Genomic DNA, 13,876 nt, shown 5'->3' with positions numbered 1-13,876 from the left:
ATCCGGCGTGGTCAGCCGGCCGCGCGCTCGGCGGCCTCGACGACATTGACCAGCAGCTGGGCGCGGGTCATCGGCCCGACGCCACCCGGGTTGGGGGCGACCCAGCCGGCCACCTCCGCGACGCCCGGGTGCACATCGCCGACGATCTTGCCCGCCTCGTCCCGGCTGACGCCGACGTCCAGGACGGCCGCGCCTGGCTTGATGTCCTCGGGCTTGATGATGTGCGGCACCCCGGCCGCGGCGACGATGATGTCGGCCTGCTTGAGGTGCGCGGACAGATCGCGGGTGCCGGTGTGGCACTGGGTCACCGTGGCGTTCTCGGACTTACGGGTCAGCACCAGTGGCATCGGGCGGCCGATGGTGATCCCGCGGCCGACGACGACCACATGCGCACCCTTGATCTCGACGTCGTGCCGCCGCAGCAGCTGGACGATGCCGTACGGGGTGCAGGGCAGCGGGCCCTCGATGCCGAGCACCAGCCGGCCCAGGCTCATCGGGTGCAGTCCGTCGGCGTCCTTGGCCGGATCCATCAGCTCCAGGACCCGGTTCGCGTCGATGCCCTTGGGGAGCGGGAGTTGGACGATGTAGCCGGTGCAGGCGGGGTCCTCGTTCAGCTCCCGTACGACCGCCTCGATCTCCTCCTGGGTGGCGGTTTCGGGCAGTTCGCGCTGGATCGAGGCGATGCCGACCTGGGCACAGTCACGGTGCTTGCCGTTGACGTACCAGCGGCTGCCCGGGTCGTCGCCCACCAGGAGGGTGCCCAGACCGGGCTGTACGCCCTTGGCCTTCAGCGCCTCGACGCGGGTGGTGAGCTCGGACTTGATAGCGGCTGCGGTGGCCTTGCCATCCAGGATCTGGGCAGTCATACCCCCCATCTTCGCGGATGAGGGCGGCGACGTTCCAGTCAGGGCGTGCGGGGATGCCCATGGCCGGAATTGATCATTGCACTTGGACAACGGCCGAGGGCCTTGACTGGACAGAGTGAATGCGCAACTAGAAGGATTGACATACAGTGCCGCAGGCTTCGTCGGGGGGTGGCCAGTGAATCCTGTTTTTCCTCCCAGTCACGCCGTGTCGTGCGCCAGTCACCCAACGGAGGAAAACAGCAGATGAGTTTCGGCGACCCGAACAACCCCTACGGCCAGCAGCCGCAGGCGCCGCAGGGCCCGTACGGCCAGCAGCCGCAGGCACCCCAGGGCCCGTACGGCCAGCAGCCGCCGGTCCCGCCGCAGGGTCAGCCCGGCTACGGCTACCCTCAGCAGGCCCCGCAGCAGCAGCCGTACGGCTACCCGCAGCAGCAGGTCCCGCAGCAGCAGGCGTACGGCTACCCGCAGCAGGCGGCGCCCTACGGCCAGCCGGGCATGCCGGGCATGGGCATGCCGATGGGGTACGCGAGCTGGGGTGCGCGGGTGGGCGCCTTCCTGCTCGACGGCCTGATCATCGCCGGAGTGCCGGTCATCCTGTACATCATCGCCGCCATCATGACGGCCAGCTCGGTCTCCTCGGCCCACCCGGACTACTCCAACTGCCCGACGGGCGACTACACCTGCATCCAGAACGCGGCCAACAACGCCGCGACGAGCGCCACACCGGCCGGCGTCATCGTCATGATCGGGCTCGCGTTGCTGATCCTGGTGGGCGGGACTTTCTTCCTCATAGCCAAGGAAGGCAGCAGCGGCCAGACCCCGGGCAAGAAGGCGGTGGGCATCAAGGTGCTCAAGGAGACCACCGGCCGGCCCCTCGGCTTCGGCATGACCTTCGTGCGTTACCTCTGCCGCTGCCTGAACGGCCTGCTGTGCGGCATCGGCTGGCTGTGGCCGCTGTGGGACGAGAAGTCCCAGACGCTCGCGGACAAGATGGTCGGCACGGTGGTCGTCAAGACCCAGTAAGCCGGTCACGGACCCGCCGGCCTGGACCGGGACCCCGCATTCCTCCTCGAAGGCCCCCTCGCAACAGCGCGACCGGGGCCTTCGCGGCGCTGTACGGACAGCGGGTCCCCGCCCCACGGATCACGGCGGAAGCCTCGTGGCCTACCGTCCCCTTACACCGCTGATATCCGCTCAAGAAGCTTGAAGGACGCCGCTCGTGAGCTACCCCAACCAGAACCCTTACGGTCCGCCGCCGGGTCAGCAGCCCGGATACGGCTACCCCCAGCAGGCCCCGCAGCAGCCGCAGCAGCCGTCACCGTACGGCCCTTACCCGGGCGGCGGTGGGATGCCCGGTATGCAGATGCCCTACCCGGTGGCGATGCCCGGCGGGGCCAAGGCCGCCCGGGTGATGCTGTTCGTGCTCTCCGGCCTGAACCTCATCGGCCTGGTCCTCGCCGTGATGGGGCTGGGCGGTGTCAGCAAGGCCTCGCACCATGTCTCGCCGTACGCCGCCGCGGACGACGTGACGGCGATCAACGTCGGCAAGGGCCTGCTGATAGCGGTGATCGTGCTCATCGTGATCTTCACGGTGGTCGCGATCACGTTGGCCCTGCAGTTCGCCAACGGCGGCAACGGCGTCCGGGTCGGCACCGTCGTCTTCGGTGTCGCCAACATCATCATGAGCCTGTTCACCTTCCCGATCGGCCTGGTCCACACGGTCCTGGGCATCCTCGTGGTCACCTTCGTCTCGAAGGACGAGAGCAACGCCTGGTTCAACCGGCCGCGTTACTGACCGCTCCGGCCCCGGAACGGCCGAAGGGCCGCACCCCGCGCTCGGGTTCCAGGAGCGGGGGTGCGGCCCTTCGGCGTGCGGCTGCTCAGCGGAAGAAGTGCCGGGTCAGCGGAGAAGTGCCGGGTCAGTGGAAGAAGTGCCGGGTACCGGTGAAGTACATCGTCACGCCGGCCTTCTCGGCGGCCTCCACGACGAGTTCATCGCGGACCGAACCGCCGGGCTGCACCACGGCCTTGATTCCCGCGGCCGTCAGGATCTCCAGCCCGTCCGGGAAGGGGAAGAACGCGTCGGACGCGGCGTACGCGCCCTGCGCCCGCTCGGCGCCGGCCCGCTCGACCGCGAGCTTCGCCGAGTCGACGCGGTTGACCTGTCCCATGCCGACGCCGACCGAGGCGCCGTCCTTGGCGAGCAGGATCGCGTTGGACTTGACGGCCCGGCAGGCCCGCCAGGCGAACGCCAGCTCCGCGAGCTGGCCTTCGGGCAGGGCCTCGCCGGTGGCCAGCGTCCAGTTCGCCGGGTCGTCGCCCGCCGCCTGGAACACATCGGTGTGCTGGATGACCGCGCCGCCGGAGAGGAACTTGACGTCGCTCGGCCGGGTCGGCAGGCCCTCGACCTTCAGGACGCGGATGTTCTTCTTCTTGGCGAGGATCTCGACCGCGCCGGCCTCGTACGCCGGGGCCGCGATGACCTCGGTGAAGATCTCCGCGACCTGCTCGGCCAGCTCGACGGTCACCGGGCGGTTGACGGCGATCACGCCGCCGTACGCCGAGAGCGGGTCGCAGGCGTGCGCCTTGCGGTGGGCCTCGGCGATGTCCTTGCCGATCGCGATGCCGCAGGGGTTCGCGTGCTTGATGATCGCGACACAGGGGCCTTCGTGGTCGAAGGCGGCGCGGCGCGCGGCCTCGGTGTCCACGTAGTTGTTGAAGGACATCTCCTTGCCGTGCAGCTGCTCGGCGTTGGCGATACCGCCCGGCTCGCCGTCCGTATAGAGGGCGGCGGCCTGGTGCGGGTTCTCGCCGTAGCGCAGGCTGCCCTTGCGGTCCAGGGTCGTGCCGACGAACTCGGGGAGCCCGTTGTAGCCGTCCTCGGGGGCGTACAGGTCGGTGAACCAGGACGCGACCGCGGTGTCGTACGCCGCCGTGTGCTGGAAGGCCTCCGCCGCCAGCCGCCGGCGCTCGGCGAGGCCGAAGCCGCCGGCCCCGACGGCTTCGAGGACATCCCCGTAACGGGCCGGGTTGACGACCACGGCGACCGACGGGTGGTTCTTGGCGGCGGCACGGACCATCGACGGCCCGCCGATGTCGATCTGCTCCACACACTCGTCGGGGGTGGCGCCGGAGGCGACGGTCTCCCGGAACGGGTAGAGGTTGACGATCACCAGGTCGAACGGCTCGACACCCAGCTCGTCCAGCTGTCGCTGGTGGTCCTCCAGGCGCAGGTCGGCCAGGATGCCGGCGTGCACCTTCGGGTGCAGGGTCTTGACCCGGCCGTCGAGGCACTCGGGGAAGCCCGTCAGCTCCTCGACCTTGGTGACCGGCACCCCGGCCGCGGCGATCTTCCCGGCCGTCGACCCGGTCGACACGAGCTGGACGCCCGCCGCGTGCAGCCCCTGCGCCAGCTCCTCCAGCCCGGACTTGTCATAGACGCTGACCAGTGCGCGGCGGATGGGCCGCTTCGTACCTTCGGTGGCGGTCACGAGATACGTACCTTTCGTCCCTCAATGCGGTAGCCGTGCCGGGCCAGACGCCCCACGACCTCGACGAGCAGCGATCGCTCGACTTCCTTGATGCGCTCATGCAGCGCGGATTCGTCGTCCTCATCCCGGACCTGGACCACGCCCTGGGCGATGATCGGGCCGGTGTCGACACCGTCGTCGACGAAGTGGACGGTGCATCCGGTGACCTTTGCGCCGTACGCGAGTGCATCGCGCACGCCATGGGCACCGGGAAAGCTCGGCAGCAGTGCCGGATGGGTATTGACGGTCCGGCCGCCGAAGCGGGCCAGGAACTCCTTGCCCAGGATCTTCATGAAGCCGGCCGAGACCACCAGGTCGGGCTCGTACACGGCGGTCGCCGCGGTCAGCGCCGCGTCCCAGTCCTGGCGGCTGTCGTAGTCCTTGACCCGGCAGACGAACGTGTCGAGCCCCGCGTCCCCGGCGCGCTCCAGGCCCACGATGCCGCCCCGGTCGGCGCCGACGGCCACGATCTCCGCGCCGTACGCCTCCGGGCCCTCGTCGGCAATCGCGTCCAGCAGCGCCTGCAGGTTCGTACCGGAACCGGAGACGAGGACGACGATGCGGGCCGGGCGGCCAACCGGGGGCTCTCCTGCGCGGGGGGCTCCCTCCTGCGCGAGGGGAGCCGGGAGCCCGGGGGAGGAGTCGGCACCCCGGGGAACGGGCGGCGGGGCGGGGGCTGGGGAGGAAGCCACGGCGGGGCTCTTTTCCGATCTCGCGTGCTTTGTGTGGTCGTACAAGACTGCGGGTACCGCAGATCCGGGGAACCCTACGAAGGCGCCGACCGTCAGCAACGATACCGGCACACCGAGCGGCCCCCGCGGGACGGGGGCGGGGACGGGAGGTAGCGTCAGGCGTAAGACTGCATGCAGTTCGTGGTAACCGGGCGCCGGTCGCACAGGCCGCGTACGGACGAGACAAGGGGAAGACGCACTCCAGATGACGGACCGACGCCGCCGCGCGGCCCTCCTGCCCCCTCTCCCGGCTACCGCTGGGAGGTACCCCCAGCCCGCCGCCGCCCCCGGGGTGGTGCTGCTGCCGCGTGAGCGCAAGTCGTCGTCCTCGTCCTCGGAACCCGCCGCTCCGGATTCCCCGGACCCCGGCCGGGACAACCCCTTCGCCCCGCCGCCGGCCGACGCCCCCGACCAGGAGTGGCGCCCGCGCCACCGCGCCCACACACCGGGCCACGGGGACAACGGCGAGGAGGAGCAGGGGCAGGGGCAGGGCGAGCAGACGCCGAGCTGGGGCAGCCAGTGGAGCCCCCGTCAGCCGGGCCGGCAAAGCGGCGGATTCGGCAGCCGGCCGGGCGGCCGCAACAGCCAGCAAGGGGGCGGTTCCGGCGGCCCCGGCGGCCCCGGCGGACTGCGCTGGGACCCCACCGACCCGTCCCAGCGACGGGCGCGCTATGCGCTGCTCGCCGGTCTCTGGGGGTTCTTCTGCGTGCTGTTCAGCCTGCCGGAGGTCGCTCTCCTGCTGGGCGCGCTGGCCATCTACTGGGGCATCAGCTCACTGCGCGCCAAGCCGAACCCCGCGAAGGCCGCCGCCGCGGCCACCACCGCCGCCATGGAGGGCCGCCCCGCCCCCGCCGCCCGGCCCGCCCCGGAAGCCCGGCCCGGTGCCCCGTCCGCACCGGGCACCACCCGGCCGCAGGTCACCGCGGCGGTCGCGGGCCTGGTGACCGCTTCGCTGACGCTGATGATGGTGGCCGCGACCTTCACCGTGCAGATCGTCTACCGCGACTACTTCACCTGCGTGAACGACGCCCTGACCCAGTCGTCCGGCAAGTCCTGCGAACAGCTGCTGCCGAAGGAACTGCGACCGCTGCTGAGCAGCACGCAGCAGTAGATGGTGGGGTGGCGGCGCGCTGCGGCGGCGCTGTGGGGGCCGTCGCAGTGGTGACCAGTGACCGGTGACCGGTGACCGTGTGGTGCTGACGGTGCCGCGGTGGCGGTGTCAGCTGTCCGGGGTGGTGGTGCCGGCCGGGTTCACAGCCGCGAGGTGCACGGGGGCAGGGGCCGGGGCCGGGGCTTCCGCTGCGCCCTCGCTCTTGGCGCCGGCGGGTTTCGTGCCGTCACCGGCCGGTGCGCCACCGGAATTCGTGCCGCCGCCGGCCGTTGCGCCACCCGGGCTCTTCGTACGGCTCTCCCCCTCTGCTTCCCTCTCCCCCTCCGCTCCGCCGTCCCCCTTCACACCGCCGTCCCCGTTCGCACCGCCCGGGTGTCCCTGATCCTGCCGGCCGGTGGTCGTGTCCGCCCGCCGCCCCGTGTGGAGGTGCCAGGACCGTAGGCCGATCGCGCCCGGGATGCCGGTGAGGGCGGTCCAGGCCGCTGCCGCGAGGCCCGTACGCCACCAGCTGGGGCCGAATACGTCGAGCGCGCCGGTGCCCAGTGGGCCACCGGAGAGACCCGCGAGCACCGCCATGACGAGGCCGCAGAGGGCGGCCCCCAGGGCTGCCACGCAGGCCGTCGTCCACCATGACCAGGGGCCTCCCGGGCCGTCGGGCGCCGTCGCGGTACGGGCCGCGGAACGGGCCACCGAGCGCGCCATCAGCGCCCCCGCGACCACGGGCACCACGGCCACCGCCCAGGTCAGCGGGTTTCCCGGGCCGGCGTCCGGCAGCCCGCTGAGCAGCGGCAGCTGTGGCAGCGCCGGATGTGCCGAGGTGCCCAGCGGGCCGACCCCATTGCCCGCGCCGACCGTGAAGCCGGGCCCCAGGCCGTACGCGGCACCCCAGACGGCCGCGTTCGGGAGCAGGACCAGGCACAGCAGCAGCACCGTGGCGCGGCTCGCCCAGTCGGGCGCCAGCTGCAGCAGGTCATGGCTGACCCGGCCCGCGTGCAGGGCCAGGGAGAGCAGGGTGAGCAGCGCACCGGCGGTGAGCAGGGCACCGAGGGCCCTGGCAGCGGCGCGGTGCGCGGCGGCGGACCGGGAGCCACTGAGGAGGGTCCGCAGGCCATCGGGCACTTTGGCCACGGCCCGCAGGACCCGGGCGGGCAGCAGATCGGCGCCCGGATGCCGGAGCAGGCACCAGGCCGTGCCGACGAGGGTGGCGACGGCGGTGGCCGGCACGGCCGCCAGCACGCTGAACGGCTCGGCGCTCATGCCTCCGGTGCAGGCGTAGACCAGCACACCGGCCGCGATCAGCAGATAGCCGCTGAGCAGCGCGCCGAGCAGGGTGCGCGGCGCAACCGTCGGGACGGCGGCCGCAACGCTCGCAACGCTGCCGGGGTCCGCACCACTGACGCCTACCGGACCACCGACGGCGACCGGACCACTGAGGGCGACCGCACCGCCGCCGGAGTCCGCACCGGAGGCGGAGTCCGCACCTGCGGCGGTGTGGCCGCCGGCCGCGGTGGCCAGGGCGTGGCGGCCGGCCCGGTGGAGCAGCCAGACCGGGAGGACGGCGAGCAGCAGCGGGGTCACGGCGACCGGGGCCGCGGCGCCGGAGTGGCCGGTGGTGCGTACGAGGTCGCCGCCGTGTGCCAGCAGCCACAGGTCGGCGGCGAGATGCAGCGCCCGGGACGGGCCGCTGTCGGGGGCCGGGGAGGCGACCCAGAGCAGCAGCACGGCGACCGCCAGCGCGCCGAGGCCGAGACCGGCGGCCGTCACACCGCCGAGGAAGGCCGCGCCGATCGCGGAGGAGCGCTGCGCGGCGGCTCGGCCGTGCGAGGACAACGTAGGGCCACGATCGGTCAACTGGCTCACGCGGCCATGCTGCCAATAAGAGACGTTTCATCCCTGCACTGGCGAAATGCCCGACGTGTCGCGCTGCATCCGGTGAGGAGCGTTTTCCACACTGCTCTGTATGACCCAGCGCGAGATGCCCCGGCGCGAGATGCCCCGGCGCGAGACTCCACGGCGCGAGCACGCCGCCACCGCCTTCGACGACCTCCACACCCGGCACGCGGCGGCGCTGACGCGGCAGACGTATCTGCTCACCGGGCGCCCGTGGCTCGCACGGCGGGCCGTGGAGCAGGGGTTCCGGCTCGCCTGGCAGCGGTGGCCCGAGGTCGCAGTGGACCCCGACCCGGCGGGGTGGGTGCGGGCGGCGGCGTACGAGTACGCGCTGACGCCGTGGCACCGGCTGTGCCCCGGGCTGCGGCCCGCCCGTAAGCCGCGGCAGTTCCAGGAGGGCGGCGAGCCCGCGGACCGTGCGCTGCTGGAGACGCTGCTGAGCCTGCCCGCCCCGTACCGGCGGGCGCTCCTGCTGCACGACGGGGTCGGTCTGGGGCTCCACGAAACCGCGGCGGAGATCGAGGCGAGTACGCGCGCCGCGGCCGGGCGGCTGACGCATGCCCGCGAGCAGGTCGCCGCGCGGCTGCCGGAGCTGGGCCTCGCCGGGCAGCCGCCGGTGCGGCAGGGCGAGATCCTGCGGGTCCGGCTCAGCGGGCTGACGGCCGCACAGCACGGTGCACCCGGCACCGCACCGTGCGTACGGAGCGACAGCGAACGCCGCGATCTGCGGACCACACGGGCGGCATTCGGGCTGACCGGACTGTTCGCGCTGGCGACACTGGTGATGATGACCGTGGCGCCGGACCACTACACACCGCCGCCGGACGAGCACCTGGCGACCGCACCGCACGCCCGCGTCTCACCGGCCGGGCGCCGCGGCGCCGACACCCGGAAGTACGGCAACGCGGTGGTGCGCAAGCGGCTCCGGCAAGCCCGCCTGGCACCCGACGTCCGTTAGTCCGTCAGCTGGTCCGTCAGCCCGGGTGCTGCCGCAGGTCAGCCGGCCGCCCCTGCCGTCCGGGCCCGGATCCCGCCCCGAACGCGGAGTTCGGGCCCGCCCCGAACGCGGATGCCTCCGGACCCCCCGCCCCGAACGCAGACACCGCCGGACCCCCGCCACGGGGGCGGGGGTCCGGCGGCATCCATGACGGCCGTCAGGGACGGCGTACGTCCGGTCCGGCGGAGAGGCCGGGAGGCAGCAGTCAGCCGCCGAGGATCTCGCGGGCCAGGCGCGCGGTCTCCGAGGGGGTCTTGCCGACCTTGACGCCGGCGGCTTCCAGGGCCTCCTTCTTCGCCTGGGCGGTGCCGGAGGAGCCGGAGACGATGGCGCCGGCGTGGCCCATGGTCTTGCCCTCGGGCGCGGTGAAGCCCGCGACGTAGCCGACGACCGGCTTGGAGACGTTGGCCTTGATGAAGTCGGCCGCACGCTCCTCGGCGTCGCCGCCGATCTCGCCGATCATCACGATCAGGTCGGTGTCGGGGTCCGCCTCGAACGCCGCGAGGGCGTCGATGTGCGTGGTGCCGATGACCGGGTCGCCACCGATGCCGACGGCCGAGGAGAAGCCGATGTCACGCAGCTCGTACATCATCTGGTAGGTCAGCGTGCCGGACTTCGACACCAGACCGATGCGGCCGGGCTTGGTGATGTCGCCCGGGATGATGCCGGCGTTGGACTGACCGGGGGTGATCAGGCCGGGGCAGTTCGGGCCGATGATCCGGGTCTTGTTGCCCTTGGACTTCGCGTACGCCCAGAAGGCGGCGGAGTCGTGGACGGCAATGCCCTCGGTGATCACGACGGCGAGCGGGATCTCGGCGTCGATCGCCTCGACGACGGCGGCCTTGGCGAAGGCCGGCGGCACGAAGAGCACGGACACATCGGCGCCGGTCTTCTCCATCGCCTCGGCGACCGAGCCGAAGACGGGTACCTCGGTGCCCTCGAAGTCGACGCTGGTGCCGGCCTTGCGCGGGTTCACACCGCCGACGATGTTGGTGCCGTCACCGAGCATCAGCTTGGTGTGCTTCATGCCAGTGGCACCGGTCATGCCCTGGACGATGACCTTGCTTTCCTTGGTGAGGAAGATAGCCATGGTTGTTGTGTCCTCGTCCTTTACTTAGCAGCCAGCTCGGCGGCCTTGTCGGCCGCGCCGTCCATGGTGTCCACGCGCTGCACCAGCGGGTGGTTGGCCTTCGACAGGATCTCGCGACCGAGCTCCGCGTTGTTGCCGTCGAGGCGCACGACCAGGGGCTTGTTGACGTCCTCGCCCTTGGACTTGAGCAGCTCCAGGGCCTGGACGATGCCGTTGGCGACCTCGTCACAGGCGGTGATGCCACCGAAGACGTTGACGAACACGGACTTGACGTCCGGGTCGCCGAGGATGATCTCCAGGCCGTTCGCCATGACCTCGGCGGAGGCGCCGCCACCGATGTCGAGGAAGTTGGCGGGCTTGACGTTGCTGTGCTTCTCGCCGGCGTAGGCGACGACGTCCAGGGTGCTCATGACGAGACCCGCGCCGTTGCCGATGATGCCGACCTGGCCGTCGAGCTTGACGTAGTTCAGACCCTTGGCCTTGGCCGCAGCCTCGAGCGGGTTGGCTGCGTCCTTGTCCTCCAGCGCCTCGTGCTCCGGCTGGCGGAACTCGGCGTTCTCGTCCAGGGACACCTTGCCGTCGAGGGCGATGACCTCGCCGCTGGCGACCTTGGCGAGGGGGTTGACCTCGACGAGGAGCGCGTCCTCGGCGACGAAGGTCTTCCACAGGGTCACCATGACCTCGGCGACCTGCTCGGCAACCTCGGCCGGGAACTTGGCCTGGGCGACGATCTCGCGGGCCTTCTCGATCGTGACGCCCTCGTTGGCGTCGACCGGGACCTTCGCGAGCTCGTCGGGCCGGGTGGCCGCGACCTCCTCGATGTCCATGCCGCCGGCGACGGAGGCCATGGCCAGGAAGGTGCGGTTGGTGCGGTCGAGGAGGTACGAGACGTAGTACTCCTCGACGATCTCCGGAGCGGTCTCGGCGATCATCACCTTGTGGACCGTGTGGCCCTTGATGTCCATGCCCAGGATCTGACCGGCCTTCTCGACCGCGTCGTCCTCGCTGGTGGCCAGCTTGACGCCGCCGGCCTTGCCGCGGCCACCGACCTTCACCTGCGCCTTGACGACCGACTTGCCGCCCAGCCGCTGGGTCGCCTCGCGCGCCGCCTCAGGCGTGTCGATGACTTCACCGGCCAGCACCGGTACACCGTGCTTGGCGAAGAGGTCCCTCGCCTGGTACTCGAACAGGTCCACGCGCGTCCGTCCCTTGTCTTCTCAGAATCGCCGTAGTGATCGCGGTTCGTTCGTCTGCGATGGGCGTGCCGCGAAGGGCAACGTGACGGCGCTGTCACTGAGGGAGGCGTACACGATGACCGGATACGCGGCATGTCCGTCTCGCAGGTTATCGCCGCAGGACCTGAGGCCCTAAATCGCAGATCACACTCCAGCGGTGATTACCATCACAGATCTTTTGGCCAAGTTACGCGTCCCCGGGATTTCCGCATGTCGTCGGCTGGTTGTCGGCTGGTTGTCGGCTGGTTGCCGACCGGGTTCCACCTGCCCGGGAGAGGCGGAGTCACGGCCGGGACGGGGGGCGGTCGTGACGTCGTCCGCAGCTGCCGTCCCCCGCCCTTTCCCGATTTCTCCGCGTCCTCGTACTCGGTACGGACTCAGTGCGGAGTCAGTGCGGACTCAGTGCGGACTCAGTACGCACTGGGCGCGTACTCGGGCCGTACTCGGCGCGTACTCGGTGCCTGAAATCGGGTGGGAAGAGGCAGCGGAATGACGCATACGACGTATCCGGCGTTTATGTCGCGGGCTTTCCGGCGGCTTCCTCGGCACGGGGATGTCCTGGGTGCGGCTGCGGTGAGAGTTCCGGTGGCGGGTCAGGTGCAGTCCCGGCAGCGGTTCCGGTAGCGGTTCGACGTGGCCGGTCGAGGGCGGTGCCACTACGTCGAAGGCCCCGGTCCGGAGTGGACCGAGGCGGACCGCATGCCGTACGCGACACTGCGGCGCGCACGCGGCTTCTGCGAGTACCAACTCGCGGGTGGTGGCGGCTCGTTGGCCGGCGTGGGCACTGGCGTGGGCGGCGGCGTGGTGGTGAATGCGGTGCGGTGAATGCGGTGCGGTGGATACACCAAGGCCGGGCGGCCCTCCCCCACAGAGGTCCGCCCGGCTGTTCATGGGTGTTCCGGCATCGGCCGCCGCCGCGGCCGATGAGCCGGTGGTGTCGGCCCGAGGCCTCAGACGGTCTGGACCGGGAGGGTGGGCAGCGCCGGGATGTTGGCGGCGTTGGTCAGGTCGGCCAGGTGGGCGGGCACGGCCGGGACGGCCACGGCGTCGGCCAGGTGGGCCGGGACGGCGTCGGTCACCTTGGCGGGCACGGCCGGGACGGCGTCGGTCACGGTGGCCGGGACGGCGTCGGTCAGGTGCGCCGGGACGGCGTCGGTCAGGTGCGCCGGGACGGCGGGCACGGACGGGACAGCCGGGACGGCGGGGACGGCGGGGACGACGTGAGTCACGTTGGCCGGGACGGCGGGCACGGACGGGACGGCCGGCACGGAGGGGACGGCAGGCACGGACGGGACAGCCGGCACGGCGGGGACGCCCGGCACGGCGGGGACGCCCGGGACGGCCGGCACGGACTTCACCGGGGTCAGGCCCTGCACACCGGCGGCGGCCTGACCGGCGGTGCCCCGTGCGTCGGACACCGCAACGGCGGCCAGGCCCTGCGCGAACGGGGTGGCGTCAGTGGCCGCGCCCTGGGCGAACGCCACGGTGCCGGTCACCTTCCCCTGGACGAACGGCGCGGCGTCCGCAGCGGCACCCCGGGCGAACGGCACCGCGTCGGCGGCGGTGCCCTGCGCGAACAGCTGGGCCTGGCCGCCGACCGTGATCACGAACGGGGTCGCCTGGCCGGCCGCGTCACCGGCGAGCTGACCGGCACCGCCGACCGCACCCTGGGCGACCGGCACGACCTTGACGACAACCCGGCGGGCGACGGACGGCAGCGCGTCGGAGGCCGCGTGGTCGACGACCGGACGGGCGGTGGCAAGGCCGCCCTGGGCCTGCTTCGTCAGCTGCTCGGGGCGGATGCCCGCACCGGCGAGACCGGCCAGCAGGTTGTCGACCGAGCCCGGAGCCTTGGGCAGCGCGGGCACCTTCGGCAGCGCCGGGGTGCCGGGCACGCCCTGGGGCAGACCGCCGGGGAGGTGGGCGGACGGGACGCCCGGGGTCGCGGGCAGCGACGGCACGGAGGGCAGCGTGCCGTTCGCGAGGCGGCCGGCCTTGCCGAGGTCCGCGGCCTTGGCGGCCTTGGCGGCCTTCTTGCTGAGGGCCTTCGCGGCCTTCTTGGCCTTGTTCAGGTCGGCGGTCTTCTGCACCGCACCGGTCTTCGGCAGGCCGACACCCTGGGCCGACACGCCGCCGCCGAGGGCGCCGGTCGCCTTGCCGGTCACGTCGCCCACCGTCTTCTTGGCAGTCGTGGTGACGGTCTTGGCGGTCGTGATGACGGTCTTGGCCGTCTTCGTCGCGGTGCCGGCCACGTCACCCGTGGGCAGCTGCTTGGCGGTGTCGGTCACCGAGCCGGTGGCCGGCAGGTCCGAGCCGACGGGCAGCTCGGCGGCGTTGGCGGCGGCGGAGCCCAGGGCCCACAGACCGGTGGCGGCAGCGGCAACGACGATGGAACGGCGGATGTTCGAGCGCATGGAGGTGACGTC

The 13,876-nt window shown here is 72.0% G+C and carries 12 protein-coding genes; 5 read left to right on the top strand and 7 right to left on the bottom strand.

The features are described 5' to 3' along the window. Positions 1-11 precede the first annotated feature (11 nt). The gene (locus ACWGJY_RS15120) at positions 12-866 is read right to left on the bottom strand and encodes a bifunctional methylenetetrahydrofolate dehydrogenase/methenyltetrahydrofolate cyclohydrolase (RefSeq protein ID WP_350253237.1); all 855 of its coding nucleotides are present in this window, start codon (positions 864-866) and stop codon (positions 12-14) included. Between the two features lie 243 nt (positions 867-1,109). On the opposite strand from ACWGJY_RS15120, the gene ACWGJY_RS15115 reads away from it, so the two are divergent. Together ACWGJY_RS15115 and ACWGJY_RS15110 are read left to right on the top strand one after the other, a co-directional pair. Next, positions 1,110-1,889, top strand: coding sequence for an RDD family protein (locus ACWGJY_RS15115; RefSeq protein ID WP_453261239.1), 780 nt, complete (start codon positions 1,110-1,112; stop codon positions 1,887-1,889). A 196-nt stretch (positions 1,890-2,085) separates the two neighbouring features. Next, complete coding sequence (locus ACWGJY_RS15110; RefSeq protein ID WP_453261238.1) at positions 2,086-2,661, top strand: hypothetical protein; 576 nt, start codon at positions 2,086-2,088, stop codon at positions 2,659-2,661. Positions 2,662-2,785: 124 nt separating this feature from the next. Here ACWGJY_RS15110 and purH read toward each other — a convergent pair whose 3' ends face one another. Together purH and purN are read right to left on the bottom strand one after the other, a co-directional pair. Beyond that, positions 2,786-4,357 carry a bifunctional phosphoribosylaminoimidazolecarboxamide formyltransferase/IMP cyclohydrolase gene (purH, locus tag ACWGJY_RS15105; RefSeq protein ID WP_453261237.1) on the bottom strand — a complete coding sequence of 524 codons (1,572 nt, stop codon included), beginning with the start codon at positions 4,355-4,357 and terminating at the stop codon, positions 2,786-2,788. Next, on the bottom strand, positions 4,354-4,956 hold the full coding sequence (purN, locus tag ACWGJY_RS15100) for a phosphoribosylglycinamide formyltransferase (RefSeq protein WP_453261274.1): 603 nt from the start codon (positions 4,954-4,956) through the stop codon (positions 4,354-4,356). The genes purH and purN overlap by 4 nt, the downstream gene beginning before the upstream one ends. 376 nt (positions 4,957-5,332) lie before the next feature. Between purN and ACWGJY_RS15095 the strand changes: the two genes are divergently transcribed. Continuing rightward, positions 5,333-6,238 (top strand): hypothetical protein, encoded by a 906-nt coding sequence (locus tag ACWGJY_RS15095; RefSeq protein ID WP_453261236.1) that lies wholly within the window; start codon positions 5,333-5,335, stop codon positions 6,236-6,238. A 108-nt stretch (positions 6,239-6,346) separates the two neighbouring features. On the opposite strand, the gene ACWGJY_RS15090 is transcribed toward ACWGJY_RS15095, so the two are convergent. Further along, positions 6,347-8,098, bottom strand: coding sequence for a cell division protein PerM (locus ACWGJY_RS15090; protein WP_453261235.1), 1,752 nt, complete (start codon positions 8,096-8,098; stop codon positions 6,347-6,349). Positions 8,099-8,198: 100 nt separating this feature from the next. Between ACWGJY_RS15090 and ACWGJY_RS15085 the strand changes: the two genes are divergently transcribed. Then, the gene (locus ACWGJY_RS15085; protein WP_453261234.1) at positions 8,199-9,086 is read left to right on the top strand and encodes an RNA polymerase sigma factor; all 888 of its coding nucleotides are present in this window, start codon (positions 8,199-8,201) and stop codon (positions 9,084-9,086) included. 244 nt (positions 9,087-9,330) lie between these two features. On the opposite strand, the gene sucD is transcribed toward ACWGJY_RS15085, so the two are convergent. Then, on the bottom strand, positions 9,331-10,215 hold the full coding sequence (sucD, locus tag ACWGJY_RS15080) for a succinate--CoA ligase subunit alpha (RefSeq protein WP_453261233.1): 885 nt from the start codon (positions 10,213-10,215) through the stop codon (positions 9,331-9,333). 20 nt (positions 10,216-10,235) lie between these two features. After that, entirely contained in the window at positions 10,236-11,411 is a 1,176-nt protein-coding gene (gene sucC / locus ACWGJY_RS15075; protein ID WP_453261232.1) for an ADP-forming succinate--CoA ligase subunit beta, read from the bottom strand. A gap of 738 nt (positions 11,412-12,149) precedes the next feature. Here sucC and ACWGJY_RS15070 point away from each other — a divergent pair. Further along, a complete protein-coding gene (locus ACWGJY_RS15070; RefSeq protein WP_453261231.1) occupies positions 12,150-12,275 on the top strand; it encodes a hypothetical protein in 126 nt (41 codons plus the stop codon). Positions 12,276-12,400: 125 nt separating this feature from the next. On the opposite strand, the gene ACWGJY_RS15065 is transcribed toward ACWGJY_RS15070, so the two are convergent. After that, complete coding sequence (locus ACWGJY_RS15065; protein WP_453261230.1) at positions 12,401-13,864, bottom strand: hypothetical protein; 1,464 nt, start codon at positions 13,862-13,864, stop codon at positions 12,401-12,403. Positions 13,865-13,876: the final 12 nt, after the last annotated feature.

The sequence above is a fragment of the Streptomyces sp. NPDC054765 genome (assembly GCF_053612065.1).
Note: the sequence above shows the minus strand (reverse complement) of the source record. Positions and strands in the feature narration are given on the sequence as shown.

Excerpts from the sequence above, each read along its gene's own strand:
- ACWGJY_RS15085 (WP_453261234.1), top strand. The coding sequence starts at position 8,199 with ATGACCCAGCGCGAGATGCCCCGGCGCGAGATGCCCCGGCGCGAGACT.
- ACWGJY_RS15115 (WP_453261239.1), top strand. The coding sequence starts at position 1,110 with ATGAGTTTCGGCGACCCGAACAACCCCTACGGCCAGCAGCCGCAGGCG.
- sucD (WP_453261233.1), bottom strand. The coding sequence starts at position 10,215 with ATGGCTATCTTCCTCACCAAGGAAAGCAAGGTCATCGTCCAGGGCATG.
- ACWGJY_RS15095 (WP_453261236.1), top strand. The coding sequence starts at position 5,333 with ATGACGGACCGACGCCGCCGCGCGGCCCTCCTGCCCCCTCTCCCGGCT.
- ACWGJY_RS15065 (WP_453261230.1), bottom strand. The coding sequence starts at position 13,864 with ATGCGCTCGAACATCCGCCGTTCCATCGTCGTTGCCGCTGCCGCCACC.
- ACWGJY_RS15070 (WP_453261231.1), top strand. The coding sequence starts at position 12,150 with ATGCCGTACGCGACACTGCGGCGCGCACGCGGCTTCTGCGAGTACCAA.
- ACWGJY_RS15120 (WP_350253237.1), bottom strand. The coding sequence starts at position 866 with ATGACTGCCCAGATCCTGGATGGCAAGGCCACCGCAGCCGCTATCAAG.